We start from the raw sequence: 15,334 nt of genomic DNA on the forward strand, positions 1-15,334 counted from the left end.
GTGTCAACCACTACTGCTGCTACCCGGGAGCAGACCTCCCGGCGGACCCTCGAAAAGGGTCCGTCGGGGTGGCTGGCAGTCCCGGCCCTCGCTTTCTTCACGCTGTTCGCGATTCTTCCCCTCCTGGGCGTCCTTTTCCTGAGCTTCACCCGCTGGGACGGGCTTGGCGAAATCAAGCTCGACGGACTCTCCAGCTGGCAAACAGTCCTGACCGACCCTGTTACCGGAAATGCCCTGCTGGTGACGGCCAAGATCATGTTCTTCTCGTTCGTCGTCCAGGCCCCCATCAGCCTCCTGCTGGGCGTCTTCACCGCTGCCAGCCAGAAGTACCGCGCCGCGTTGGCAGTGCTCTACTTTGTGCCGCTCCTCCTTTCCTCCGCGGCTGTCGCCATCGCCTTCAAAGCGCTCCTGGATCCGAACTTCGGCCTGGGCCCTGGCTTGGGCCTGCCGTTCCTGGCCCAGGACTGGCTGGGCAACTCGGACCTGGTGCTGTTCGTGGTGGTCTTCGTGATCGCCTGGCAATTCGTGCCGTTCCACACCCTGATCTACCAAGGCGGCGTCAGGCAGATACCCACGTCGCTGTACGAAGCGGCGCAGATCGATGGTGCCGGGAGGGTCCAGCAGTTCTTCAACATCACCCTCCCCCAGTTGAAGTACACGATCATCACCTCGTCCACCCTGATGGTGGTTGGTTCCCTGGCTTACTTCGACCTGGTCTTCGTCCTCACTGCCGGCGGCCCGGGCTATTCCACCCGGTTGCTTCCGCTGCACATGTACCTCACCGGCTTCAAAGCCAATGACATGGGAGCGGCGAGCGCCCTGGGAGTGATCCTCGTGGTCATCGGCCTGGCGTTGGCGCTGTTCCTCCAACGACTCGGCGGCAAGAACCGCAATGCCAGCCAATTGGAAGGTGCGTAATGGCTTCCACCACACAGCTCCCCACGTCACCGGCAGCACCGCCGAAGCCGGCCGCTACCCGCCGTCGGACTCCACAGACCGGCAGGTCGCGGCCCAACATCCTGGGCGGACTGGGCGGCTGGGCCTGGCTGGCCGTGATCATTGTGCCGGTCTACTACGTGGTCATCACCAGCTTGAAGAACCAAGCAGGCTTCTTTACGTCCAACCCGATGCTGCCGCCCTCCGAACCGACCCTGGACAATTACAAACTGGTACTGGAAAACGACTTCGCCAAGTACTTCGCCAACAGCCTGATCGTCACGCTGGGCAGTGTTATTCCGGCTCTGTTGGTTTCCTTCATGGCGGCGTACGCAATCGTCCGGGGCAGGGGTAAATTCCTCGGCCTGACCAACAACATCTTCCTGCTGGGCCTGGCCATCCCGCTTCACGCCACGATCATCCCCATCTATTGGATGATCACCAAAGCCCACATGTACGACACTTTGTTGGCCTTGATCCTGCCGTCCATTGCCTTCGCGATTCCGATCTCCGTGCTGATCCTTTCCAACTTCCTGCGGGACGTACCCAACGAGTTGTTCGAGTCGATGCGCCTGGATGGCTGCTCTGACTGGGCCATGCTGTGGCGGCTCGCTTTGCCGATGACCAAGCCCGCCGTCATCACCGTCGGGATTTACAACGCGCTCAACGTATGGAATGGATTCCTGTTTCCGCTGATCCTCACGCAGAGCCCTGATACCCGGGTCCTGCCCCTGTCGCTGTGGACGTTCCAGGGCGAGTTCAGCGTCAACATTCCTGCGGTACTCGCATCCGTCGTCCTCGCTACCCTGCCGTTGCTTGTGGTCTATGTGGTGGCACGCCGCCAACTGCTCAGCGGCCTGACCGCAGGCTTCAGCAAGTGACTGGCGTCTGCCAGCAGAAAGGATCCCGTCATGACTGAAACGAAACCACTGCGGGTGGGCATGGTCGGCTATGCATTCATGGGTGCAGCGCACTCCCACGCCTGGCGTACGGCACCGCGGTTCTTCGACTTGCCCCTGGTCCCTGAACTCACGGCAGTGGCCGGCAGGAATGCCGACGGCGTCCGCGTAGCCGCCCACAAATACGGTTGGAACAGCGTGGAGACCGATTGGCGCCGGCTGATCGAACGGGACGACATCGACCTCATCGATATCTGCACACCGGGCAACACCCACGCCGAGATCGCCATCGCCGCCCTTGAGGCCGGCAAGCACGTCCTCTGCGAAAAGCCCCTTGCCAACACCGTGGAAGAGGCCGAGAAGATGACCGCCGTGGCCCAGGCCGCAGCCGAGCGGGGCGTGCTGTCCATGTGCGGCTTCAGCTACCGCCGGACCCCTGCACTGGCCCTGGCAAAGCGGATGGTGGATGACGGGCGCCTGGGCGACATCCGGCATGTGCGAGCGCAGTATCTGCAGGATTGGCTCAGCGACGCGGACGCGCCGTTGACCTGGCGGCTGGACAAGTCAAAGTCGGGGTCCGGTTCGCTGGGGGACATCGGTGCGCACAGCATCGACGCCGCCCAGTGGATCACCGGCCTGAATGTCACCGGCGTCTCTGCGCTCCTGGAAACGTTCGTGAAAGAACGGCCCGTGGGCGGAGACTTCGTGGGTCTTGGCGGCCGTGGCGGTTCCGACAGCCCGCGTGGTCCGGTCACCGTGGACGACGCAGCGCTGTTCACCGCCCGTTTCGAGTCAAAGCACGACGGCGGTGCTGCCGCCGGCCCTATCGGCATCTTCGAGGCCACCCGGTTCGCTTTGGGACGCAAGAACGCAATGCGCCTGGAGCTCAACGGCACCAAGGGTTCGGTGGCCTTCGATTTCGAGGACATGAACTCCCTGCACTTCTACGATGCTGCCCTGGAACCCGATGCGGGTTTCCGGAAGATCATGGTCACCGAGCCCTCCCATCCCTACACCGCCAACTGGTGGCCAACCGGCCACGGTCTGGGTTACGAGCACGGGTTTACACACCAGGTAGTGGACCTCGTGACGGCCATCGGCGCGGGCGAGCAGCCGTCGCCGTCGTTCGCTGATGCTTTGCAGGTACAAAAGGTGCTTGCCGCAGTCGAGGCGAGCGCGGACAACTCAAGCCGCTGGCAGAACGTCTGAAAGGAACATGATGAACCGACCCATCACCCTCTTCACCGGACAGTGGGCCGACCTGCCTTTCGAGGACGTGGCGAGGCTGGCTGGAGAGTGGGGCTTTGACGGTTTGGAGATCGCTTGTTGGGGCGACCATCTGGATCCACAGCGCATTGTCGAGGATGATGCCTACCTGCAGGCAAAACTGGACGTCCTGGATAAGCACCACCTCACCGTGCACGCCATCGCCAACCACCTGGCCGGACAAGCAGTGTGCGACGACCCCATCGACGAGCGGCACAGGGACATCCTTGCGCCGGCGGTTTGGGGCGACGGCGAGGCGGAAGGCGTGCGGCAACGTGCGGCCGAAACCATGAAGACCACAGCACGCGCCGCGGCAAGGCTGGGGGTCAAAACGGTCACGGGGTTCACGGGCTCGTCCATCTGGAAATGCGTGGCGATGTTTCCCCCGGCCTCTGAGGCCATGATTGAGCGCGGCTACCAGGACTTCGCCGACCGCTGGAATCCCATCATGGATGTGTTCGATGAGGTTGGCGTCCGTTTCGCGTTGGAAGTCCACCCTTCCGAAATTGCCTATGACTACTGGACTGCGAAGCGCGCACTCGACGCGATCGGACACAGGGAAGGATTTGGACTGAACTTCGATCCCTCCCACTTTATGTGGCAGGACCTGGACCCCGTGATGTTCCTCCAGGACTTTGCGGACAAGATCTTCCATGCCCATGTCAAGGAATCCGTCCGGCAACTCAACGGGCGCAACGGGCGCCTTGGATCCCACCTGCCGTGGGCTGATCCACGGCGCGGATGGGACTTCGTCACTGCCGGGCACGGGGACATTAACTGGGAGCCGATCTTCCGGACGCTCAATGCCATTGGCTACGAAGGACCCACCAGCATCGAATGGGAGGACGCCGGAATGGACCGGCTGATCGGCGCTCCCCAGGCGCTGGACATGGTTCGTCGGCTGGCCGCCATACGGCCCCCGGAGGCAGCTTTCGACGCTGCGTTTGCTACGCGCTGACAGCACCACACCCGACTCAACGACACAACGCCCCGAAATCGAAGGAAACCATGACAAGCAACAACAAGACAGCGCTGGTGGTTCGCGGCGGCTGGGACGGACACCAGCCGGTGGAAGCCACAGAGCTGTTCATTCCCTACCTGCGGGAGAACGGCTACGACGTCCGGGTGGAGGAATCCCCCAAGATCTATGCTGATCCCGACTACATGGCGGGCGTCGACCTGATCGTCCAGTGCATGACCATGACCACCATTGAGAAGGATGAGTTCGAGGGGCTCCGCACGGCCGTCGAGAACGGCACGGGACTCGCGGGCTGGCACGGAGGCATCGCCGATTCCTACCGCAACAACTCGGATTACCTGCACCTGATCGGCGGCCAGTTTGCCTGCCACCCCGGTAAGCATCCTGACGAGCTGTCGGGCGAACAGTCCGACAACTACGTCCCCTACACGGTGAACATGCTTCCAGCGGCCGCCGAACACCCCATCACCAAGGGCATCGGGGATTTCGATCTCGTCACGGAGCAGTACTGGGTCCTGTCCGACGACTACATCGACGTCCTTGCTACCACCACCCAGAAAGTGCGGGAGTGGGATCCGTGGAACCGTGAAGTAACTTCGCCGGCAATCTGGACCCGTCAATGGGGCAAGGGCAGGATCTTTGTCTGCACCCCCGGCCACCGCGTGGAAATCCTCCAGGACAGCAACGTCCGCACCATTATCGAAAGGGGCATGCTGTGGGCAAGCCGCTAAACGTCGGAATCATTGGCTGCGGCGCCATCATCGCGCAGTACCTGAGCAACTTCCGCCGGCTCGACACCATCAATCTGGTAGCCGTTGCCGACCTCGATCCCGCCCGGGCGCAGGCCGTGGCAGACTCCTACGACGGCGTCAGGGCCCTCACTGTGGACGAGCTCCTGGCCGCCAATGACGTTGAACTCGTCCTCAACCTGACCATTCCCGCTGCACACGCCGACATTGCGTTGAAGGCCATCGCCGCCGGCAAGTCCGTCTACGGCGAAAAGCCGTTGGCAGCCACCACCACGGAGGCCCGGGAAGTACTCGACGCGGCAGCCGCTGCAGGGGTGGTGGTTGGTTGCGCACCGGACACCGTGTTGGGCACTGGCATCCAGACTGCCCGCAAGGCGATCGACGACGGCCTGATCGGCGCGCCCATCTCCGCCACGGCCACCATGGCTACTCCGGGGCACGAGCGGTGGCATCCGAACCCCGACTTCTACTACCAGCCCGGTGGTGGGCCCCTCCTGGACATGGGCCCGTACTACGTCTCTGCACTGGTCACCCTGCTCGGACCTGTGGTTTCGGTGGTAGGCGCAGCCAGTCATACGCGTGACGAACGGACCATCGGATCGGGTCCGCGCGAAGGCCAAAAAGTGCCGGTTGCCATTGACTCGCACGTCACGGGTGTCCTGGTCCACGCCTCCGGGGCCTTGTCGACGCTCTTCATGAGCTTCGACGCGGTCAAAACCAAGAGCCCCAACATCGAAATCCACGGCGAAAAAGGTTCCTTGGTGGTGCCCGACCCCAACTACTTCGACGGCGACGTGGAGCTTTTCGCACTCGGCGCCGAGGCTTGGGAGACGCTCCCGGTGTCTGCGGGCTATGTGGACTCGGGACGCGGCTTTGGCATCGCCGACCTTGCGGCCACGCCGGCGGGACAGGAACCGCGTGCCGGTGGACAGTTGGCCTTCCACGCCCTGGAGGTCATGGAATCGGTGCTGGAATCTGCCCGCAGCGGGCAAGCCGTAGCGATCACCAGCACGGCTGCACGGCCCGCCACGGTGGAGCTGACGGAACTCTCGACGGCGGTCCGCGCCTAGCGCGCTGCGGCGCCCTGCTATTCCGGCCCCCGGGAACGCGGAACGCCCCACGATTCCGGCCCTTGTTTGCTGTCCCCGCCGTTTAACGGTGCGTGCAGCGAACAAGGGCCGGACCCGTCGTTAGCGACCAGCCCTGCGAAGCGTCGCTTCGGCGTGCTTGAGGATGGGGCCGTCGATCATCTTCCCTTTGAACTGGAACACCCCTGTACTGGCTGCTGCGGCTGCGTCAAGCAACTCAGTGGCCGCCTCCACTGCTTCGGGTGCGGGGGCATAGGCTTCCCGGACCACGGCGACCTGGTTCGGGTGGATGCAGGCCTTCGCACCGAACCCGCTGGCCACCGCATCCCGGGACTCCACGCCCAGGCCATCAAGGTCCGGGATGTTCACGTACACGGAGTCGATGGCTTCCTTGCCCGCAGCCTTGGCGGCAAGCAGCACAGCGGAACGGGAGTGCAGCGCGACAGCCCGGTACCCGCCGTCGTCGTTCCTGCTGGACAAGCCACCCAGGGAGGCCAGCAGGTCTTCGGCACCCCACATCAAGCCGACGACGTTCGGTTGCGCCGCGATCGCGGCAGCGTTGACGATTCCGGCGGCCGTTTCACACAGCGCTATGACCTGGTAACCCGCCAACGCCGCGAGCTGCCCGGCGCTTTCCGCCTTGGCCAGCATCACAGTGCGGTAAGGCGTTGCGGCCAAGGCTTCCAGGTCTGCCTCAAACTCGGGCGTGCCCACAGGGTTGACGCGGACGATGGTTCTGGCCGGATCCAGGCGCTCCCCGTCCGGCTGCCTGACGATCCAGTGGCGGGCGCCGGTCTTGTCGGCCGGAGCTACCGCGTCCTCCAGGTCCAGGATCACGGCATCGGACCTGTCGGCTGCCTTCCCGAAACGCTCGGGCCGGTCAGCCGGGCAGAACAAAAGGGCCGGGCCCATGGTGAAGGGAGAAGACATGCATTACCTCGCTGCTGGGGTGTGGGGGCGGTGGCGTCAAGCGGAGGTCAGGACTGCGCGGCGTGCGCTTCCTTGGTCCACATGAGGCAGGTACGGGTGGCCGATGCCACCACGGTCCCGTCCTGGTTGCGGCCGGTGTGCTGCATGGTCACCACGCCCTGTCCGGGGCGGGAGGACGACAACCTTTTTCCGAGGATCACCGTCTCCGTGTACAGCGTATCCCCGTGGTACAGCGGGTGCGGAAAGGTGACGTCGGTCAGCCCCAACTGCGCAATGATGGTGCCCTGCGTCAGCTGCGTGACGGACTGCCCCACCATGGTGGACAGCGTGAACATGGAATTCATGAGCCGCTGTCCGAAGGGCTGCCCTGCGCTCCACGCGGCGTCCAAATGCAGTGCCTGCGTGTTCATGGTCATGGTGGTGAAAAGGACATTGTCCGTTTCGGTGACCGTACGCCCGGGCTTATGCGTGTAGACCACATCCTCTTCAAGCTCATCGAAATAAAGCCCACGCTGCTCGACGATCCGCGTCATACGGTCAGCTCCTGGTCTTCCTCAAACAGCTCGGCGCCGGTAGCGGCAACGACGTCGTCGAGACTGACGTTCGGGGCCAGTTCGCGCAGTACCAAACGCGGATCGCCTTCGTCCTTGACGACGTCAATCACCGCGAGGTCCGTAATGATGCGGTCCACGCAGCCTTTGCCCGTCAGCGGAAGGGTGCAGCTTTGGACGATCTTCGGCCTGCCGCTCCGGTCCACGTGCTCCATCATCACGATGACCTTCTTGGCACCGAACACCAGGTCCATGGCGCCGCCCATCCCCTTCACCATCTTGCCCGGAATCATCCAGTTGGCGAGGTCACCGTTGGCAGCCACCTCCATGGCGCCCAGGACAGCAACGTCCACATGCCCGCCGCGGATCATGCCGAAGGACGACGCCGAATCGAAAAACGCCGCGCCCGCGTTGGTGGTGACGGTCTCCTTGCCGGCGTTGATGAGGTCAGGGTCCACCTTGTCCTCTGCCGGGTAGGGACCGACACCGAGGATGCCGTTCTCGGAATGGAGAATGACTTCCACACCGTCCGGGATGTAGTTGGGGATCAGGGTTGGCATCCCGATTCCCAGATTCACGTATTGGCCGTTGACCAGTTCCTTGGCCACGCGGGCGGCCAGTTCGTTGCGGGTCCAGCCTTTGGCTTCGTGATGTTCGACGTCGGCGCGCCGGTACTCGTGACGCACGGCTTCAGGGCGGGGCGGGATGTCCTGGAGGCTGTTCGATTCCATGGCTAGGCTCCTGCCTGTTCGCTCGTGCCGTTGGCCGCTGATGCCGCCAAAGCCACGGTCCGCTTCTCGATCCGCTTCTCCGTTGCCGGCGCCACCACCACGCGCTGCACGAAGATACCCGGCGTGTGGATGTGTTCCGGATCCAGTTCACCGGGTTCGACGAGTTCCTCCACCTCGGCGATGGTGGTCCTGGCCGCCATCGCGCACAGGGGATTAAAGTTCATGGCCGTCGCATGGAACACAAGGTTGCCGTGCCGGTCGCCCTTCCATGCATGGACAAGGCCGAAATCGGGAGTCAGCGATTCCTCCAGGACATAGTCGGCGTCGTTGAACGTGCGCACCTCCTTCGGCGAGGAGGCGATCGCAACGTTCCCGTCGGCGTCGTACTTTTGCGGAAGTCCGCCTTCGGACACCTGGGTTCCCACACCGGCTTTGGTGAAGAACGCCGGGATACCGGCACCGCCGGCGCGAAGCTTCTCAGCCAGCGTGCCCTGCGGGGTAAGGATTACCTCCAACTCCCCTGCCAGGTATTGCCGGGCGAACTCTTTGTTCTCGCCAACATATGAGCTGATGGTGCGTCGGATGCGGCCGTCCTTGAGGAGGATTCCCAAGCCCCAGTCGTCCACCCCGCAGTTATTACTGACGGTCTCCAGATCCGTAGTGCCTTGGCTGTGGAGCGCATCGATCAAAGCCACGGGAATACCGCACAGGCCAAAACCGCCGACGGCGAGCGAGGCGCCGTCGGGGATGTCCCGCACCGCTTCAGCGGCGCTGGCAACAACCTTGTCAATCATCCTTGATCCTTCCCGTACGGTTACAGACCCAGCTCGCGGGCGATCAGCATCAACTGGACCTCGGTGGTGCCTTCCCCGATTTCAAGGATCTTGGAATCGCGGTAATGGCGTGCCACCGTGAATTCGTTGATGAAGCCATAGCCGCCGAACACCTGGGTGGCGTCCCGCGCGTTGTCCATGGCTGCCTCGCCTGCGACCATCTTAGCTATGGCCGCTTCGGTCTTGAACGGCTTGCCTGCCAGCATGCGTGAGGCCGCGTCGTAATACGCCAGGCGGGCTGTGTGGGCCCTGGCCTGCATCCGCGCGATCTTGAACTGGATGGCCTGGTACTTCCCGATGTTTTGCCCAAAAGCGCTGCGTTCCTTGGCATATTTCACGGACAGGTCCACGCAACCCTGGGCTGCGCCGGTGGCGAGGGCAGCAATGGCGATGCGTCCCTCGTCCAGGATGGAGAGGAAGTTCGCGTAGCCGCGGCCGCGCTCGCCCAGCAGGTTCGCTTCCGGGACGCGGACATTGTCCAGGGTGAGCGGGTGCGTGTCGGACGCGTTCCAGCCCACCTTGTTGTACGGCTTTTCGGCGGTGAAACCTGGCGTGTCGGTGGGCACAAGGATGGTGGAGATTTCCTTCTTGGTGCTGCCGTCCGCGTTCTCTTTTTGGCCGGTGACGGCGGTGACCGTGACCAGAGTGGTGATGTCCGTACCGGAGTTGGTGATGAACTCCTTGTTGCCGTTGATGACCCACTCGCCGTTCTCCGTGTGCGCGTGGGTCTTGGTGCCCCCGGCATCAGAACCAGCCTCGCGCTCCGTCAAGCCAAAACCAGCCAAGGAGCGCCCGGAAGCCAGCTCCGGGAGCCACTGTTCCTTTTGCGCATCCGTGCCGAAGCGGTAGACGGGCATGGCCCCTAAGGAAACACCCGCTTCGAGGGTGATGGCGACGGATTGGTCCACTCGGCCCAGCTGCTCCAAAGCCAGCGCCAGGGCGAAGTAGTCTCCGCCCATGCCACCGAACTCTTCCGGGAACGGCAGCCCGAAGAGCCCCATCTCCCCCATCTGCTTGACTACTTCATAGGGAAAGCTGTGCTCTTCGTCGTGCTTTGCCGAGACAGGGGCTACCACCTCGTCGGCGAACTCTCGGACGGAGTCGCTCAGGTCCTGGTATTCCTCGTTGAGTTCAAAGGTGCTCATGGCTGGACTTCCTTGTCTGTGCTGGTCTGGTCTGCCCCGGCCTCATCTGTGCCAGCAGCTATATGAATGGTGGCGAGCACCTGGTCTGCTTTGACCAAGTCCCCGGGCTTGCAGCCCAGATGCACCGTTCCGGCGACCGAGGCCACCAGTTGGTGTTCCATCTTCATGGCTTCGACGGCCAGGAGCACTTGGCCCTCTTCCACGGTGTCGCCGTCAGCCACGGACACGGACACCACGGTTCCGGGCATCGGCGAGCGCACCTCCGGATCAGCGGCACCCTCTTCGCGCTGGATGCCGGCGAGTATCCGACGCAGCCGTTCGGCACGGTTCAGGACCTCAAAGCGGCAAGACCAGCCGTCGTTGCCTATGAACAGCTCCGGGACGGCGCCCGGCGCCACGCCCACCGCGTAGGTGAGGACACCGCCGTCGAGCTCCAGGACGATACCGTCGCCGCTGCGGTCCACCACTGCGACGTTGACGGGGTCGCCGCCGTCGAGCTTTGCCGTGAGGACACCGTCGTGTTCGGTGATGGACACCGTGGCCATGGCGCCTCCCGGAACGCCCAACGTCGCCGTCCAGGCGGCGGGAGCCCCGACGCGCCAGGAGTCAGGAGTCTTCCAGGCGTTGCCTGCGAGCGCCGGACCGGTGCGATCCAGCCACAGCGTGAGCGCGGCAGCGATCAGTTCGCTCGGCCCTGCGTGCCTGAACGCCATGGACGGGAGTTTCCGTTCGATCAGCCCCGTATCCAAATGCCCGGCGCGGACCTCGGAATCATTGATGAGCAGCCGCAGGTACTCGACGTTCGTATCCACACCCAGCAGCGTGTAACGCTCCAGGGCCGCATCGAGGGTGGCCAGCGCCGCCGCGCGGTCTTCGCCCCACGCAATGACTTTGGCAAGCATGGGGTCGTAGTCGCCGGTGATCTCCAAACCCTCACGCATGGCCGAGTCGATCCGGACGTTGGCATGCCCGTACTGCACTCCTGACACTGATGAATCGACAGCACCCTGCTCGGCCAGCGCCACGACACGCCCCATCGACGGCATGAAATTCCGCTCGGGCACCTCGGCGTAGATACGCGCCTCTACGGCGTGGCCGTTAAGCACGACGTCGGATTGCGCGACGGTTAGCACCTCTCCGGCGGCGATCCGCACCTGCCATTCAACGAGGTCGACGCCCGTGACCATCTCCGTGACGGGGTGCTCCACCTGCAGCCGGGTATTCATTTCCATGAAAAAGAACTCGTCCGGGTGCTCGTCCGAGACCAGGAACTCCACTGTGCCGGCGCCGCTGTAATTGACGCTCCGCGCCGCCTGGCACGCAGCCTCACCGATCCGCTCCCGTTGTGCCTGGCCATCAGGCAGTGCGTCGAAAAGCGCCGACGGGGCTTCCTCGATGACCTTTTGATGCCGGCGTTGCAGCGAGCATTCGCGCTCGCCGAGGTGGATGACGTTGCCATGGTTGTCCGCCAGGACCTGCACTTCAATGTGCCTGGGAGCCCGGATGAGGCGTTCGAGGAAGAGCGTGTCGTCTCCGAAGGCAGATGCAGCTACGCGCCTGGCCGTGAGGAGGGTGGAGGGCATGTCTTCCAGCCGTTCCACCACGTGCATACCCTTGCCGCCACCGCCCGCTGACGGCTTGATCAGGAGGGGAAACCCCACTCCCGGAGCAGCATCAATCAGTTCCTGGTCCGTGAGTCCGGGTTTGGCGATGCCGGGTACGCACGGGACGTTGTAGGCCATGACGTGGTTTTTCGAGCGGATCTTGTCGCCCATCACCTCGATGGCACCGATCCCAGGGCCGATGAACGTGATGCCCGCGGCGTCCAGCGCTTTAGCGAACTCCACGTTCTCTGACAGGAAGCCGTAACCAGGGTGGACGGCATCGGCCCCACTGCGACGGCACGCCTCGATGATGGCGTCAATCCGAAGGTAGCTCTCTGCGGGAGCCGTGCCGCCGATGGCGACGGCAGTGTCGGCGAGCGTGACGTGCTTTGCATCTTTGTCGGCGTCCGAATACACGGCGACGGAGCGGATGCCCATCTCCTTCAGCGTACGGATGACCCGGCAGGCAATCTCGCCCCGATTGGCGACCAAGACGGCATTGAAGGTGCGGGGTGCGGTTGGACTTGTGGTCGGGGCTTTGGTTGGCGTCGGGAAGGTCATGTTCACATCCTGAAGAGGCCGAAGGAGGTCTCGGGCAGTTGTTGGCGGGAGACGACGTCAAGTGCCAGGCCCAGGACCCGGCGTGTATCGGCGGGATCGATAATGCCGTCATCCCATAGCCGGGCGGTGGAGTAGTACGGACTCCCCTGGTCTTCGTACTGTTGCTTGATGGGCGCCTTGAACGCCTCTTCGTCTTCCGCGGACCATTCCTGGCCGGCAGCCTCATACTGGTCCCTCTTGACCGTCGCCAGGACGCTGGATGCCTGATTGCCGCCCATGACGGAGATACGGGCGGCGGGCCACATCCAGAGGAACCGCGGCGAGTACGCCCGGCCGCACATGGAGTAGTTGCCGGCACCAAAGGAACCGCCTATAACCACGGTCAGTTTTGGTACGCGGGCCGTTGCCACCGCCGTGACCATTTTGGCGCCATTCTTGGCGATGCCACCTTGCTCATAGTCCTTGCCCACCATGAAACCGGAGAGGTTCTGCAGGAAGATCAGTGGGATTCCCCGCTGGTCGCAGAGTTCAATGAAGTGGGCGCCCTTGAGTGAGGACTCGCTGAACAGGACACCATTGTTGGCGACGATGCCCACGGGATGCCCATGTAGATGCGCGAACCCGGTGACCAGCGTGGTCCCGTAGTTCTTCTTGAATTCATGGAACTCGGAGCCATCCACCAGCCGGGCAATGACTTCGCGGACGTCGTACTGGGCGTTGACGTCTGTGGGAACCACACCGTAAAGCTCCGCCTGTTCGGCCAAAGGCGGCAGGACGACGTCGAGCACGTCCCACGCCGGCTGTGCCGGCTTCGGCAACGTCGCCACGATGTCCCGGACGATTTCAAGTGCGTGCTCGTCGTTCTCCGCCAGGTGGTCCGTCACCCCGGAAATCCGGGAATGCACCTCACCGCCGCCCAGTTCTTCCGCCGTGACGATCTCGCCGATGGCTGCCTTAACCAAGGGCGGGCCGCCAAGGAAGATGGTCCCCTGGTTGCGGACAATCACGGTCTCGTCGCTCATCGCCGGGACGTAGGCCCCACCCGCGGTGCACGAACCCATAACGGAAGCGATCTGTGGGATCTTCGCCGCGGACATCCGGGCCTGGTTGTAGAAGATCCGGCCGAAATGCTCCTTGTCGGGGAAGACCTCATCCTGCTTGGGCAGGAACGCCCCGCCTGAATCCACCAGGTAGATACACGGGAGCTTGTTCTCCAACGCGATCTCCTGGGCCCGGAGATGCTTTTTCACAGTCATCGGGTAGTAGGTCCCGCCCTTGACCGTCGCGTCGTTGGAAATGACCAGGACGTGGCGGCCATGAACGAGTCCAATGCCTGCAATGACACCGGCTCCAGGCGAATCGTCGTTGTACATCCCGTTTGCGGCCAAAGGCGCGATCTCCAGGAACGGGCTTCCCTCGTCCAACAAGTAGTCGATGCGTTCCCTGGGGAGAAGCTTGCCCCTCTTGATATGGCGTTCGCGGGACGCTGCGGGCCCGCCCAATGCCGCTGTTGCCAAGCGGTTCTTCAACTCCTCAACCAGGGCGCGCTGCGCCTCGTGGTTGGCCTCGAACGTGCCGCTGGCGGTTCCCGTCAAGCTGGCGATTGTCTCCATCGACCCCTGTTCCATTCCCGGCCACAGGCCATTTCGGTTAGTGCCACGTAACTGAAATTTAGGTTAGTCTTTATTAACTGTGATGTCCAGCACAGCAACGCCCGCTCTGCCGGCGTGGGCGCCAAGGAGGAGAACGTGACCGTAGGCCCGGAAACAAGCACCGACGGTAGCCGCACTGCCATGACGCAACGCAGCCACGCAAAGGAGCTACGCAGGTTGGCTTTGCTGTCCGCCGCCGCAGGGCTGTTCGCGGAAAACGGCTTCAGCCGAGTGTCCCTTGAGGACCTCGGCGCAGCAGCAGGCGTCAGTGGACCCGCCGTGTACCGCCATTTTCCCGGCAAACAGGCCGTGCTTGGCGAACTGCTCCTCAGCGTTAGCCGGGACCTCCTGGACGGCGGACTGCGAGTGGTCTCGGACGCTGGAACTCCCACGGAAGCCCTGCAGGGATTGATCCGGTTCCAAGTGGACTTTGCCCTGAGCAACCCCGACGTCATCCGTGTACAGGACCGGGATTTCAGCAGCCTCGGTGATGCCGACCAGGCCGAAGTACGGCAGTTGCAGCGCTCCTACGTTGAGACCTGGGTTGGAGTCCTCGCCCGCATTCACGAGGATGCAGATGTTCCCGGCCTACGGGTGCGGGCCCACGCGGCCTTCGGCTTGATCAACTCCACCCCACATTCAGTGCGCCACCACGGAAGGAAGATCGCCGCGAAATCAGCCCGGCCCATCCTCGAACAGATGGCCTTTGCAGCGCTTACCGCATAGCGAGGTGCCCGCACGCGAGCCGCTGGGCACGGCGTGGGTTACGTCGGCACATAGTTTTCCACATAGGCCAGTTGGGGGCTGATCCATGGAAGCTCGGCGTGACAGGGTTTTCGTATGGAAAGCGATGAGCAGGTATTGGAGCGGCGGCCGGGTTCGTCGGGCGCCGATACGCTGCTTGTTGCCCCCGATGACGTCCCTGCAACGATGCGGCTCGAAGGTCGGCCCGGAAGAGCCACAGCCTCCCCTGGCAAAGGGATGTCTGACAGGCCAGGCACCATCGCGCCGCTTGGCTGCCTTCCAGAAGCGTTGGAGAACGGCGCCACGGCTTTGGAAGAGCTACGCGGCTCCGCGATGGCCGAGGCCGGGTTGCTGGGTTTCCAGGCGGCTGCGGATTTTGCTGGTCGGGTGGAGGAGCTGTCGCGGTCGTTGGAGTATTTGCAGGTGGTCGCGGCCCAGGCTGTGGAACGGACCCGGAATGAAGCTCGAGGCGCCCAGTCCTCCGCCGCCCCCGGCTGGTCCACGGGATGGACCGAGACCTCGCCGGGCACCCAGGACCGGGCTGTTCCCAGCCAGGCCGGTGAGGCCAGCGACGCTCACGCGGTCATCAGGACCAGCGACGCGGCCCTGCTGGATGACGGGTACCGGAACGCCGCACAGTTCCTCCGCGCCCGGTTGCGGATCAGC

Annotated in this window: 14 protein-coding genes and 1 pseudogene; 8 read left to right on the forward strand and 7 right to left on the reverse strand. The window is 63.5% G+C overall.

Going from position 1 to position 15,334, the window contains the following annotated elements:
- The 6 genes from NEK97_RS18275 to NEK97_RS18300 are packed head-to-tail and all read left to right on the forward strand — an operon-like array spanning position 1 to position 5,899.
- A complete protein-coding gene (locus tag NEK97_RS18275) occupies positions 1 to 918 on the forward strand; it encodes a carbohydrate ABC transporter permease (protein ID WP_257371152.1) in 918 nt (305 codons plus the stop codon).
- Entirely contained in the window at positions 918 to 1,817 is a 900-nt protein-coding gene (locus NEK97_RS18280; protein ID WP_235521781.1) for a carbohydrate ABC transporter permease, read from the forward strand. The genes NEK97_RS18275 and NEK97_RS18280 overlap by 1 nt, the downstream gene beginning before the upstream one ends.
- 30 nt (positions 1,818 to 1,847) lie before the next feature.
- Positions 1,848 to 3,044, forward strand: coding sequence for a Gfo/Idh/MocA family protein (locus NEK97_RS18285; protein ID WP_257371154.1), 1,197 nt, complete (start codon positions 1,848 to 1,850; stop codon positions 3,042 to 3,044).
- A 10-nt stretch (positions 3,045 to 3,054) separates the two neighbouring features.
- Positions 3,055 to 4,059, forward strand: a complete 1,005-nt coding sequence (locus NEK97_RS18290; RefSeq protein WP_257371155.1) for a sugar phosphate isomerase/epimerase — start codon at positions 3,055 to 3,057, stop codon at positions 4,057 to 4,059.
- Positions 4,060 to 4,109: 50 nt separating this feature from the next.
- Positions 4,110 to 4,811 carry a ThuA domain-containing protein gene (locus NEK97_RS18295; protein WP_257371156.1) on the forward strand — a complete coding sequence of 234 codons (702 nt, stop codon included), beginning with the start codon at positions 4,110 to 4,112 and terminating at the stop codon, positions 4,809 to 4,811.
- A complete protein-coding gene (locus NEK97_RS18300; RefSeq protein WP_235521777.1) occupies positions 4,796 to 5,899 on the forward strand; it encodes a Gfo/Idh/MocA family protein in 1,104 nt (367 codons plus the stop codon). Before NEK97_RS18295 ends, NEK97_RS18300 begins: the two co-directional genes overlap by 16 nt.
- 120 nt (positions 5,900 to 6,019) lie before the next feature.
- Here NEK97_RS18300 and NEK97_RS18305 read toward each other — a convergent pair whose 3' ends face one another.
- The 7 genes from NEK97_RS18305 to NEK97_RS18335 are packed head-to-tail and all read right to left on the reverse strand — an operon-like array spanning position 6,020 to position 13,885.
- A complete protein-coding gene (locus tag NEK97_RS18305) occupies positions 6,020 to 6,847 on the reverse strand; it encodes a CoA ester lyase (protein WP_257371157.1) in 828 nt (275 codons plus the stop codon).
- 47 nt (positions 6,848 to 6,894) lie between these two features.
- Positions 6,895 to 7,380 (reverse strand): MaoC family dehydratase, encoded by a 486-nt coding sequence (locus NEK97_RS18310; protein ID WP_257371158.1) that lies wholly within the window; start codon positions 7,378 to 7,380, stop codon positions 6,895 to 6,897.
- A complete protein-coding gene (locus NEK97_RS18315; RefSeq protein WP_257371159.1) occupies positions 7,377 to 8,129 on the reverse strand; it encodes a CoA transferase subunit B in 753 nt (250 codons plus the stop codon). Before NEK97_RS18315 ends, NEK97_RS18310 begins: the two co-directional genes overlap by 4 nt.
- A gap of 2 nt (positions 8,130 to 8,131) precedes the next feature.
- Positions 8,132 to 8,923, reverse strand: coding sequence for a CoA transferase subunit A (locus NEK97_RS18320; protein WP_257371161.1), 792 nt, complete (start codon positions 8,921 to 8,923; stop codon positions 8,132 to 8,134).
- Between the two features lie 20 nt (positions 8,924 to 8,943).
- A complete protein-coding gene (locus NEK97_RS18325) occupies positions 8,944 to 10,107 on the reverse strand; it encodes an acyl-CoA dehydrogenase family protein (RefSeq protein WP_211711802.1) in 1,164 nt (387 codons plus the stop codon).
- On the reverse strand, positions 10,104 to 12,272 hold the full coding sequence (locus tag NEK97_RS18330) for a biotin carboxylase N-terminal domain-containing protein (protein WP_257371162.1): 2,169 nt from the start codon (positions 12,270 to 12,272) through the stop codon (positions 10,104 to 10,106). The genes NEK97_RS18325 and NEK97_RS18330 overlap by 4 nt, the downstream gene beginning before the upstream one ends.
- Positions 12,273 to 12,274: 2 nt before the next feature.
- Entirely contained in the window at positions 12,275 to 13,885 is a 1,611-nt protein-coding gene (locus NEK97_RS18335; RefSeq protein ID WP_257371163.1) for a carboxyl transferase domain-containing protein, read from the reverse strand.
- 180 nt (positions 13,886 to 14,065) lie between these two features.
- Here NEK97_RS18335 and NEK97_RS18340 point away from each other — a divergent pair, with 180 nt between their 5' ends.
- Together NEK97_RS18340 and NEK97_RS18345 are read left to right on the forward strand one after the other, a co-directional pair.
- Positions 14,066 to 14,650: a TetR/AcrR family transcriptional regulator gene (locus NEK97_RS18340; RefSeq protein WP_257371170.1), complete on the forward strand. Its 585-nt coding sequence runs from the start codon at positions 14,066 to 14,068 to the stop codon at positions 14,648 to 14,650.
- Positions 14,651 to 14,905: 255 nt separating this feature from the next.
- Positions 14,906 to 15,334, forward strand: a pseudogene (locus tag NEK97_RS18345) (HNH endonuclease); the annotation flags it as partial.

The organism is Paenarthrobacter sp. UW852 (assembly GCF_024608385.1).
Lineage (GTDB): Bacteria > Actinomycetota > Actinomycetes > Actinomycetales > Micrococcaceae > Arthrobacter.